12 protein-coding genes are annotated in these 11,706 nt (G+C 39.5%); 6 read left to right on the top strand and 6 right to left on the bottom strand.

From position 1 onward, the window contains the following. Positions 1-27 precede the first annotated feature (27 nt). From NHH16_RS12445 to NHH16_RS12425, 5 genes are all read right to left on the bottom strand, one after another. Positions 28-669, bottom strand: a complete 642-nt coding sequence (locus NHH16_RS12445; RefSeq protein WP_262069932.1) for a hypothetical protein — start codon at positions 667-669, stop codon at positions 28-30. Positions 670-821: 152 nt separating this feature from the next. Continuing rightward, positions 822-1,001, bottom strand: coding sequence for a hypothetical protein (locus tag NHH16_RS15675; protein ID WP_316043938.1), 180 nt, complete (start codon positions 999-1,001; stop codon positions 822-824). Positions 1,002-1,069: 68 nt separating this feature from the next. Further along, positions 1,070-1,639: a DUF1062 domain-containing protein gene (locus NHH16_RS15745; protein WP_262069931.1), complete on the bottom strand. Its 570-nt coding sequence runs from the start codon at positions 1,637-1,639 to the stop codon at positions 1,070-1,072. Positions 1,640-1,727: 88 nt separating this feature from the next. After that, the gene (locus NHH16_RS12430; RefSeq protein ID WP_262069930.1) at positions 1,728-2,561 is read right to left on the bottom strand and encodes an AraC family transcriptional regulator; all 834 of its coding nucleotides are present in this window, start codon (positions 2,559-2,561) and stop codon (positions 1,728-1,730) included. Between the two features lie 12 nt (positions 2,562-2,573). Next, positions 2,574-2,741, bottom strand: coding sequence for a hypothetical protein (locus tag NHH16_RS12425; protein ID WP_262069929.1), 168 nt, complete (start codon positions 2,739-2,741; stop codon positions 2,574-2,576). Positions 2,742-2,963: 222 nt separating this feature from the next. On the opposite strand from NHH16_RS12425, the gene NHH16_RS12420 reads away from it, so the two are divergent. Continuing rightward, positions 2,964-3,983, top strand: a complete 1,020-nt coding sequence (locus tag NHH16_RS12420; RefSeq protein ID WP_262069957.1) for an alpha-hydroxy-acid oxidizing protein — start codon at positions 2,964-2,966, stop codon at positions 3,981-3,983. A 39-nt stretch (positions 3,984-4,022) separates the two neighbouring features. Here NHH16_RS12420 and NHH16_RS12415 read toward each other — a convergent pair whose 3' ends face one another. Next, on the bottom strand, positions 4,023-5,069 hold the full coding sequence (locus NHH16_RS12415; protein ID WP_262069928.1) for an AraC family transcriptional regulator: 1,047 nt from the start codon (positions 5,067-5,069) through the stop codon (positions 4,023-4,025). A 164-nt stretch (positions 5,070-5,233) separates the two neighbouring features. Here NHH16_RS12415 and NHH16_RS12410 point away from each other — a divergent pair, with 164 nt between their 5' ends. Genes NHH16_RS12410 through NHH16_RS12390 form a run of 5 tightly spaced genes read left to right on the top strand, consistent with a single transcriptional unit; the run spans position 5,234 to position 11,684 of the window. Further along, positions 5,234-6,733, top strand: coding sequence for a sugar ABC transporter ATP-binding protein (locus NHH16_RS12410; protein ID WP_262069927.1), 1,500 nt, complete (start codon positions 5,234-5,236; stop codon positions 6,731-6,733). 9 nt (positions 6,734-6,742) lie between these two features. Next, positions 6,743-7,735: an ABC transporter permease subunit gene (locus NHH16_RS12405; protein WP_262069926.1), complete on the top strand. Its 993-nt coding sequence runs from the start codon at positions 6,743-6,745 to the stop codon at positions 7,733-7,735. Positions 7,736-7,793: 58 nt separating this feature from the next. Then, positions 7,794-8,966 (top strand): type 1 periplasmic-binding domain-containing protein, encoded by a 1,173-nt coding sequence (locus tag NHH16_RS12400; protein WP_262069925.1) that lies wholly within the window; start codon positions 7,794-7,796, stop codon positions 8,964-8,966. 37 nt (positions 8,967-9,003) lie between these two features. Beyond that, positions 9,004-9,993, top strand: a complete 990-nt coding sequence (locus NHH16_RS12395) for an ABC transporter permease (protein ID WP_262069924.1) — start codon at positions 9,004-9,006, stop codon at positions 9,991-9,993. A gap of 5 nt (positions 9,994-9,998) precedes the next feature. Further along, positions 9,999-11,684: a glycoside hydrolase family 3 protein gene (locus tag NHH16_RS12390; RefSeq protein WP_262069923.1), complete on the top strand. Its 1,686-nt coding sequence runs from the start codon at positions 9,999-10,001 to the stop codon at positions 11,682-11,684. Positions 11,685-11,706 lie beyond the last annotated feature (22 nt).

Raw genomic sequence — 11,706 nt, 5'->3', positions numbered from 1 at the left:
GCAGCGACTAATATCGCTGCCCTTTTACTAGCTTTTTTGCATATTTTTTAAGGAAAAGGAGATAAGTAATATCACACCAATAGTAATCAGTGCAGGAAGAAATGGAAGATTTACAGTGGTTGTAGAAGATAATGGCATTAATAATCTCGTAAGGATTAGAAAAACTAGCGTAAGGCCCACCTTAAGTGCAAAAAGTTGCTTATGTGTCCAGTTCAAAACGACTTTGAAATAGCTATCTAGCTTTAGTTCAAAAAGCGTGACAGTAAGGAAAAAGAAAATAGAGCTAATAAGGCTTACCATGGAAAAGATTACGTATCCTTCATTGTCAGAGTATTGTAAAACCATGCTAAAGAAGAGGTATAAGGAAAAGATAAAAATAAGGTCGGTAATTTTGTTGAATAACGATTTACGACGATAGCTTTCGCGAATCGAATCGGCGAACTCCTGCTTATTTCCGATAGCCTTTAGAAAGGTTTCGCTACGAGCCTCAGCGTCAAGAGAGATTTGAATGAGATCCTTTTTGATAAGCTCAACCTCGTCTTTAGTAATTACTAACTCGCCCCTAAGATATTCGAGGACATCGGTAATAGCGGTAGCATCCTCTGGTAAAAGTTTAATTAAATAACGGTTATTTTCGTCTTTAATCTGTTCAAATTCCTTTCTCTTCATAATGGTCACCTCTTTCTTTAGTGAGTAGTGAATTTACCAGTTCGGTTAGAGCTTGCCAGCTTGATGTAAAGTCGTTAAAATACTCTATTCCTTCAGTCGTTAATGAATAGCTCTTACGGCTAGGGCCTTGATTTGAAGGGACTAGCTTTGAGCTAATAAGCCCCTTTTTTCAAGCCTTGTAAGCACCGGATAGACGCCCCCTCCTTGAGAGTGGTAAAACCAGCCTTATTTAAGGCGATGACAATGCTATAGCCGTAGTCCTCGTGCTCTGCTAGAATTTTCAAAATACACCCTTCTAGAACACCCTTTAATAATTGGGAACGATCATACATGTTATCACCTCAACAGTACTGTGTTATGTATAGTAGTAAATGCATTATAAACCCACTACTATGCTTAGTCATGTAGTGGGTGAGATATTTATAATGACTTCCGAGGAAAATCTAGCTTTGCGTAAATCCTGGTCAGTATTACTGTCAATTCGTCTATCGGAATATAGCTGTTCAAATTCACGCTGAGATAGACCTAGTTTTCTACGTATAATCGAGGATAGTTTTATTGGTAGATAATATTGACTCCTGATTTTTATTTGGAGATCGCTATCTAGGGTGACATCATCTCCAACTATTTGATACTCCGGTAATTTAATCTCGCTACCATTTTGCCGAAGAAGCGCAGTATTCATAGCGTATTGTAGGGCAAGAATTTCGTCATTACTGTGAAAGCGTTCAAGTAAGCTAGAATCTAGCAGCTGAGGCGAGACACGGGAGTAAATAGTATTGTTCCAAGTTGTGTTACAGTTTGTGCATTTATATATCAACCAGATATCGAGATTTTTTTGCTGAGCGTTAACACGAAACTCTCCCGAGGATATGTACTCCGTTTTTTGTTTGCATTTTTTACAATACCGCACTGCAGTTGGTGACGTGTCATATTGAATGTCCCAAGTGACGGGTGTGCACGTTTGCATAAAAATAACCTTCTTTCTATAAGTGCTGCTCTTCAAGCATTTCAATTATAGAAAGAAGGTTGGGTTTTCGACTTCTGAATTCTTGCCATTATTTAATGGGAATACATAAATCCATAACTACATGGTGGCAGTCGCGGTCAATCTGATGGTATATATTTAGGCCGTATCGCTGTTCCATTGTGTATCCACTTTGTGGTAGCCAGATGCTAAATATTCCCTGTAGTGTTTCAAAAATGTTTTTAATCTCACCAGTATAGGGATACACAATCCACTTACCACCCTCAATCAATTCAAGATTATCAGAATTGTAGTCATTAGGGACGGTCATACAAATATCGCTAATGCACTGGGATGAATTGGAGATTGATGGGTCGTTAAAGAATCGTTCTACGAGAATGGTTTCGGCAGATAATAAATTTTTGTTTTTATCTAAGAACTGGTACCAATTCTTTTCGAGGTCGATATAATTTCCGATAAAGCGTTCGCAAAGAACAGGTAAGTCATCAAATTCCTGAACTTCAATTAGCGCATTATATTCTTCATAGCTCTTAAAGTGGACTGTTTGCTCAGGGATAAAAGGGCTAGACATACTTTGAACTGGTAAGGATTCTTTAAACGTGGAGGGCGAGGTCTTGAGTTTCTTTTTGAAAACAGTACTATAGTTTGAAGAGCTATATCCGTAATCGAGACCAATATCCGTAATGGTTTTTTCGGGATTCAGCTTAATATCAATGGCACTTTGGTCAATTTTACAGCGTTTTACAAAGCTATAGATACTCTCACCAGTTACTTCTTTAAAGATTCTACTGAAATAAAATTTGGAAATATATAAATGAGCAACAATCGTATCGAGAGATAAATCATCATTCAGATGTTCCATGATGTAATTAATGCTTTGATTTACTAATTTTTCTTTGTTCATTAAGGCACCTTTTTATTCGTCTAATCCAAACTTCTTCTTCCATTTCATTTTGTGCTCATTCCAGGGATCGCTGGCGCCGATACCACAGATAACCTCGATTAATAACACATAGAAAAGGTATGTAATTATGATAGCAATCCACACAAATATAAATAGTATTTTTTTGTCTCTCTTATTCATGATTTGTCGTCCTTTCTAGTTTTGAAAGATATAAAATCTATCCATTTTGTTACTTGCATATATAATAACAAACACGATATAGATTAACAATATGAGAGATTTCGAGAAATAGCCATAAGGCTACAAGTAGTTCTTGCACTAATGTGGTGACGGTTGTTTACTTTCGTCCTCCAATATATCATAATAGTAGATATATAAGTGGATGAAAGAGAGGTGGCTAAAGTGACATATCAAGAAATAATGGAAGAAGCAAGAAAGAATGTAGGACCTTATTGTAAGGCCTGTCTCGTTTGTGACGGGAGAGCTTGTCGTAACCAAATGCCAGGGCCAGGGGCAAAGGGGCTAGGAGAAGGTGCGATTAAAAATTATAATAGCTGGCAGAAGATTACGTTAAACATGGATACGATTACGGAAAATAAACCTGTATCTACACAGACGGAGGTGTTCGGAGAAACTTTTGAGTTTCCAATTTTTGCGGCGCCAATAGGGGCCATGAAATTACATTATGGGGATAAGTACTCGGATATGGAATATAACGATATTCTGATTCCGGCGTGTAAAAATGCTGGGATTGCGGCATTCACCGGAGACGGAATGGCTCCCGAAGTGATGGTAGCGGCCACAGAGGCGATTCGCAGGAATGAAGGCTTTGGTATCCCCACGGTTAAGCCTTGGGATAAAGATACTATTTTGAGCAAACTGGAGCAAATTAAGGAATCGAAAGCGCTAGCAGTAGCTATGGATATCGATAGTGCTGGTTTACCTTTCTTAAAGAATCAAACACCACCGGCTGGTTGCAAATCAGAAATGGAGCTAGCAGAAATCATTCAGAGCATCGATAAGCCTTTTATCGTTAAAGGAATCATGACGGTGAAGGGTGCGGCGAAAGCCAGAAGAGCTGGCGCGAAAGCGATAGTGGTATCCAATCACGGTGGTAGAGTATTGGACGGTTGTCCAGGTACAGCTGAGGTGTTACCAGAGATTAGGGCAGCGGTTGGCGAGAAGGTGGAGATATTTGTCGACGGCGGTATTCGCTCAGGTGGAGATATCTTTAAAGCGTTAGCACTAGGAGCAGATGCTGTTCTTATCGGCAGACCGTTTGTAACAGCTCTTTACGGTGGCGGCAGCGAGGGTGTTAAGGTTCTAGTGGATAAGTTAGGAGAAGAATTACGCGACACCATGATGATGTGTGGTGCGTATTCGCTAGATGAGATATCAGGAGATATGATACGAAGGAAATAAAACGGAAAAACAACCTTAGGCGCAGGCTTAAGGTTGTTTTTATGATGAGGTATATGTTTTGCGATAGACAGATGGGGTCATCTGGACATTCTTTTTGAATAGTCGAATAAAATACTCGGGAGCATCGTAACCTACTTTTTCGCTGATAGTAGCGATTGAAAGGTTGGTGTTCTGGAGCATTTCTTGCGCCTTTTCGATACGAATTCTCTGAATGATTTCTGTAAAGGTCATTCCGGTCGTCTCTTTAATTAACTTAGAGGTGTATTCAGGAGTATAGTGAAAGTGCTTAGCGACGTTTTCTAAGCGAATGTCTGTGTAATGCTCTTGAATGTATTGTAATAAGGCAAAACGCTGCACATCTACTCTCTTGGTAAAAATGGGCATATCTACAGTATTTTCGTAGTTTCTTATAAGTAGTCCAAAGACCAACATCAGGGTATAACTAATCATCTGATAGTGGTACATCTCTTTGTTCGTAGTTTCCCATAGCATGTATAGAAAGCCACGTTGTATTTCTAGATCGCTACCCGTATGAAAAATAATATAATCATTTCCTTTTTCTGCATAAATATTGCTGAGAAAGAAAGAGGAAAGTATATTAGGAGTACTTAGAAAATTGTAAAAAATATTATGAAGAGTGTTTTTGCGAATCAGAATATTAAAGACAATGCTTTCGTCATTCAGGGAAATAGTATGTTCGATACCCGGTGGAATAATACAAATGTCTCCAGTCTTGAGGTGGAATTCTGTATGTGCGAATTTTTGTTGACAATGCCCATCGTAAACGTACATCAGCTCAAAAAAAGTATGCTTGTGAAAAATTGCCGGAGCATAGCGGTTATGCTTTTGAGCAATAATACTATTAGTATTGTTCATTTCAAAAAAGAAAGTATCCTCATATTGAAGAGGAATCGTCTCAGGCTTTTCTGGTATTAGCAAATGACGTCGTAAAACATCTTCCATATTTAAATTGGCTAAAAATTTTTCTAAAGAGTAACTTTGCTGCCGTGCATAATAGTAGTCACGGTAGAAAATCTCGTCTTCATTCATTTCATAAATTTTTAAGCGTAAAGTCTCTATATCCATAATCAATCCTCAATAATATTAAAATAAGACAGTTAATATGTATTAATAATAACATATATATAACTGAAATACAATAAAACTGATTATTAAAAACAATTGTTATAAACTGTAAAAAATCTATACTTATAACTAAGAACTAGTTGGTAGTAGAAAGGATACGGGACATGAGTAAAGAGTTCATGATAGAGGCGAAAAAAATGCACAAGAGCTTTGGTTCGACGGTTGCTTTAGATAATGTGAACGTCAAAGTGAGCGGTGGAGAAATTCGTGGTCTAATTGGTGAAAACGGATCTGGAAAGTCAACTGTAACTTCAATTATTGCGGGGATGCAAAGAGCTAATGAAGGAGAAATGTTCTTCAAAGGAAAGCCATGGAATCCAGGAAGCATGATTGAGTCCTTGGAGAATGGAGTGGGCATGATTGTTCAGGAAAGTGGTACGGTACCAGGAATTTCGGTTGCCGAAAATATTTTTCTGGGTGAGACGGCTCAGTTCCGAAGAGGCGGTATCGTCAGTCGTAAACGGCTGATTAAAGCAGCTCAAGAGGTCTTAAACAGTATTGGTGCTAGCTACATTAAGGCGGAAACGCTGACGGCGGATATTGATATGCAAAGCCGTAAGCTAGTGGAAATTGCCAAGGTTATGCGTAAGAATCCGGAGGTTCTCATAGTAGACGAAACTACCACAGCTTTATCTCAAGATGGTCGGGAGATTATCTACAAAATTATGAATCAAATGAAAGCTGAAAACAAAGCGGTTATTTTCATCTCTCATGATCTGGAAGAAATAATGAATGTTTGCGATGCTTTGACGGTTCTTCGAGATGGTAAGATTATCGTTACTTTTGATAAAGATGAATTTGATGAAGATGTAATCAAGACTAGTATGATTGGACGTGAACTACAAGGAGAGTATTATCGTAGTGACCTTGACGATAGCTATGACAACGAAGTGGTTTTAGAAATCGTAAAGGGAGAATTAGATGATCAATTAAGAGAGTTTGATTTTCAACTTCACAAAGGCGAAATACTGGGAGTAGGTGGGCTTTCCTATTGTGGAATGCACACCCTAGGAAAAGTTCTTTTTGGAGCAGAAAGGCTTAATGCAGGAGAGGTGCTAGCACATGGTAAACCACTCAAAAATGAAAAGGAAGCGATGAATCACGGAATAGGCTATGTTTCAAAGGATCGCGATTATGAGTCTCTTTCTTTAAACGCTTCAATTAAAGACAATATTTCTATTGGGGGGCTAGAATGCTTCGCTACAGGAAAGTTTTTACTTCTTTCGGGAAAAGAGAATCGATATGTCGATGAGCAAATTAAAAAGCTAAGCATAAAGTGTCAAGATCGTAACCAATATGTAATGACCCTATCAGGTGGTAATAAGCAGAAGGTAGTATTTGGGAAATGGATTGGTCGTGATAGTGAAATTTTGATTTTAGACTGCCCTACAAGAGGTGTAGATATTGGGGTGAAGCAGGCGATGTATCAACTGATGTACCAGATGAAGAAGGAAGGTAAGTCGATTGTGATTATTTCGGAAGAGATGACAGAACTTCTAGGAATGGCGGATCGTATTCTCATTATGAAAGATGGAAAAAAGGCAGCGGAATTTATGAGAAGTGATAAGCCACAAGAGGCAGACATTATCAAATATATGATATAGGAGGGGATTATGGTAAAAAATCAAAGAAAACTAAACAAATATAAGATACAGCAAATGATAGTACAGTTTTTGCCGTTGGTTGCGTTAGTTGTCCTCTTCCTTGTTTTCTGTGCAGTAGTGCAAACGAAAGGATATCGTCTAGATATGTATTTGAAGATTGTCTTTAATGAGGGAATCGTTCTTGCGGTGGTGGCAACAGGAGCAATTTTTATATATTCCTTAGGTTCGTTTGATATCAGTTTGGGAGCTGCTACTTTGTTTTCAGCTACAATGGGAGTTCTAAATTACAATGCTTTCGAGAATGTGCCCTTAATGATAGTTGTGATTGGTGTATCAGGAATAGGGTGTTCTCTGTTAAGTTCGATTTTGGCGTCGATATTTCATATTCCAGTTTTCGTCGCCACAGTGGCCATGATGTCGGTACTTTCGGCGGTGTCTGCTCAGATTATAACATCAAGAGGCGGTGCTTTAGGAGGAATCAGTATTCCTAGTAACGTACTCAAATCTTTAGATGTTCCAGCTTTTAAAATAGTGACTCTAGCAGTGTTTTTTTTACTCTGTCTCTATGTCTTTAATTTTACAAAGATAGGTAGAAGAGAGAAATTTATTGGCGGAAATCCCGTCTGTGCAAAATTAACGGGAATCAATTATAACAAGCATGCTATTATCGGCTTTTGTATTGCCGGACTGTCTGTAGGTTTGGGGGCTTTTCTAACCTTAGTTTACACACCGTCAGTAACGGCTACTACCGCTAGTAGTCTAGGAATGAATATCCTAGTGGCAATCGTTTTTGGCGGTATGCCGATTTCTGGTGGTGCGGATTCAAAAATCTTTTCGGCTATAATAGGAGGATTTTCCTATATTCTTCTAGACAATGCTCTAGAGTTGATTTTTGATAGTTCATCAGGTTACGGGATTACTCAGATAATCAGTGCGGTATTCTTTTTACTAGTAGTCTATGCAGCAAGCATGAATTACCGGACGAAAACTTTACCAAGATAGTAGAAATTTGACGCATAAGCGTTCAAATAAAAAACAAGTGACATAGGAGGAAGTAAATATGAAGAAGAAATTAATGAAGTGGCTTAATGTTGGTCTCGTGTCGGTGTTGTTAGTAAGTATGCTAGCAGGATGTGGCAAAAAGAGTGACGAAGGTAGTGAGACAAAGAGTGATGGCGGCAAAGGAGAAACGGTTAAGATTGGTGTTCTTGTAGCAGACGTAAGTAGCGAAAACGCTATGGCCTTTAGCGCTTATTACAATGATTATGTGGCAAAAGAGTACAATGTTGAGTTCCAGTTTACGGATGCTTTAGAGGATGCGGCGTCTGAAAAGGCTGCCATTGAAAAATTTGCGTCCCAGGGATGTCAGGGAATTATTTCTATGTCTAGTAGTGACCGCGCTCTACAGATAGAAACCTGCGAGGAGTACGAAGTGTATTATGCCGTTGCTACGGGTATGCTAGATGATGCTCAATACGAAGAATATAAAAGTAATGAATTTTTTGTTGGTCAAATAGGTGCAAGCATGACAGCTGAGTATGAGACAGGTCTTGATATGGCTAAATATTTTGTGGAAAAAGGCGCAAAAAAGGTGGCAATTTATGGAGCATTCATTCCTAACCCCATGCACGTATATCGAACCGCGGGTGTTCTTGCAGGATTAGGCTGTACTTATGGTGGAGCTAGCGATCAAGAAGGAATTGCGGGACAGATTTTTGGAGACCAAGGGGTCGATCTCTCTAAGGTGGCAGGGGATGTAGAAGTGGTAGCTTACTTCCAAGGCTATGGCGATACGACAGCAGATGAGTTCAATGCGGCATCACAGGCAGCCCCAGATGCCTTTATCTCGGTGGGAATGGGAACGACTTTCTTTGCTCAACAGCTTAACACAGCGGAAATTCCCTTTGGAGATATCGATTCCTTTACTTCTAGCAACAGCGAAGCTATGAAAAACGGAAAGCTAGAATACATTGCGGCTGTTTATGGTTCAAGTATCGGTCCTGTGTTTGCAGTCATGTTAGATGCAATTAATGGCAATGTGATTCGTGATGAAGAGGGCAACGCACTTTCGATTAATCAGGCCTATGCCGTGGCCACGAATGGTGATGAGTTTGATGAGTATTTTCTTAAAGATAATAGTGATTCACCTATCTTTGACAAAGAGACCTTGGACGCAATCGTTTCGGACACTGCAAATTTTGAAGATGTTAAGAGTTTAGTTGAGGCTCATTAAATACTGTCAAGGGAATCTGAAAGGGACAAGCAAAGCTATGGGAAATAAGGTTATATTTAGGAAATGCATAGGCACATTAGCAATTCCTGTCATTGCCGGACTGATTCTTGGTGTTATCTGTTTGGTTAATGGAAAGGCGATGATTGGGAATCGTACAAGTTTTAATAACTTTGTGATTTATGCAGCAATCATCATGATTACGACAATCGCTCTTTCGATTAATTTAAATAGCGGAAGGTTTGATTTTTCGCTAGGGGCGATGGCTATATTATCTTCGGGAGTTGCTGCAAAAGTAACATATAGTGTGCTTTCTGGTGGCAAATATAGTGCTGCGCTAATGCTAGGATTATCTCTTGCTGCGGGGATTCTATTGGGTTTAATATCGGGTCTTATATACATTATTCTACGATTACCACCCATTATTTCTTCCCTAGGTGTAACGCTAATCTATGAAGGAATTCTTTACACAATGACTGGTGGTAGTTACATTATGGGCGAAGTACAAAACACTTCGATGGCTAAGGTCTCTGGTTCTTGGATTCCGGCATTTATCATCATTGTGGTAGTGCTTATTACAATGATTATACTCTTTGACCACACTAAGTTTGGCTATGAGTATAATGCTTTAAAAAGTGGGCAGAAAGTAGCAGTGAATACAGGCATTAGAGAAATACCCAATGCACTGATTTGTTATGCAGTGTGTGGCGGCTTGATGGGCATTGTAGGCTTTCTTAATACCGTTCGAAATGCCAATATCAATGGCGGACAATTAGGATTTGGCTCGATTAGCATCATGTTTACAGCGTTCTTACCGATGTTTATTGGTTCTTATATTGGTCGTTATAGCAACGAAAAGTTTGGTTATTTATTGGCAGCTATTTGTATGTCAATGCTTAATTCAACATTTGCTGTCTTTGCTAATACAGTGAACGCCTCTATGCAGTCGATTATAAATGCCGTTCTCTTAGTGGTGTTCCTGGTATATTTAAACAATGAGCACTTGCTAAAGAAAGGGGTTAAACAATAGATAATATGAATTTAAAAGGGAATCCGTTTTATTTGAAAGAGGATGATATTCAGTGGGTGGATTACACACTATCACAGATGTCCCTAGAAGAGAAAATCGGACAGTTATTCTGTCCGATTGGCTATTCCACGGATAGGGGTTATTTAGAACATGAATTACTGCGGTTTCATATTGGTGGCTTGTTCTTTCGGGATGGCATGAGCGTGGAGATGCGAGATACATTTGCGTATGCTCAAGAGCATTCCCGGATACCACTTCTTATTCCTTCCAATCTAGAAGCTGGTGGTGATGGAGCTGCCATAGATGGTACAGCCTTTGGTAAACCGATGTCGGTAGCAGCCACGGGTGATGTAAAGCAAGCTTATCGTTTGGGAACGATTGCATGTAAGGAGGCAGCAGCCCTAGGAATCAACTGGGCATTTGCCCCGGTAGTGGACGTTGATTTAAACGATCATAATCCTATTACTAATGTTCGTACCTTCGGAAAAGATCCGCAAAGAGTGGCAGCTTTTGCCAAAGAATACCTACGAGGAGCGAAGGAATGTAATGTGGCGACATCCGTTAAGCATTTTCCTGGCGACGGGGTGGATGAACGAGATCAACATTTACTTACTTCCGTTAATTCCCTCAGTATGGAAGGCTGGGATGAAATCTTTGGTATGGTTTATCAGGAGATGATTGAAGCAGGAACGTTGAGCGTAATGGCTGGGCATATTGCTATGCCAGCATATCAAGAATACTATGAACCAGAAAGCGCTGGGGAAATTATCCCAGCCACCTTATCAAAAGCACTTTTACAACAACTTCTACGCAAAAAACTAGGATTTGAAGGTCTTATAATTACAGATGCGACGCCAATGGTAGGCTTTACCGCAGCTATGGACAGGCAAACGGCAGTACCTTTGGCTATTGAGAATGGTTGCGATATGTTTCTCTTTAACAAAGACTTAGCAGAAGATTATCAGTTTATGATGACGGGATATCAGAAGGGTATTCTCTCCGAGAAGCGTTTAAATGATGCCAATCGAAGAATTTTAGCGCTTAAAGCTTCTTTAGGACTGCATGAAAAGAAGAAGCAAGGCACATTAGTGCCAGGGGAGTCGGCTCTTAAAGTTCTTCGCTGTGACCAGCATCTGAATTGGGCTAAGGAGTTGGCAGATGAGTCTATTACATTGGTAAAAGACACCCAAGGATTACTGCCGATAAAGGCTACAGAACACAGAAGAGTACTCCTAGAAATATTGGGTGATTTTCCTTCCAATGATCGAGTGATAGACAAGGTGAAGTCGGTGCTTGAAAGAGAAGGGTTCACGGTTATCGTATATGTAAAGGAAGACTTTGCAGCTGGTGTTGATAATGTCAGTGACTTTCGTCAAAAATACGATTTGGTTATTTATCTTGGTAATGTGGAAAATGCGAGTAACAAGACGACAAACCGTCTGGATTGGTATACCTTTTGGGGGCAAGGTAATAATGTACCTTGGTTTGTGAAGGAAGTTCCGGTGTTGTTTATTAGCGTAGCAAACCCTTATCACCTCTTAGATGTGCCCATGATCAAAACGTATATCAATTGCTATTCCAACAACGACTTCGTTTTAGAGGCAGTGGTTGAGAAGATTACTGGTAAAAGTGAGTTTAAAGGTATGAGCCCGATCGACCCTTTTTGCGGAAGAAAAGAGTTGAAGTATTAATATAGAGTAGAGGAGTAAGAAG

The organism is Ohessyouella blattaphilus, assembly GCF_024721265.1.
Lineage (GTDB): Bacteria > Bacillota > Clostridia > Lachnospirales > Lachnospiraceae > Aequitasia > Aequitasia blattaphilus_A.
The sequence above is the reverse complement of the archived record's forward strand: the minus strand, read 5'-3'. Positions and strand labels throughout refer to the sequence as shown.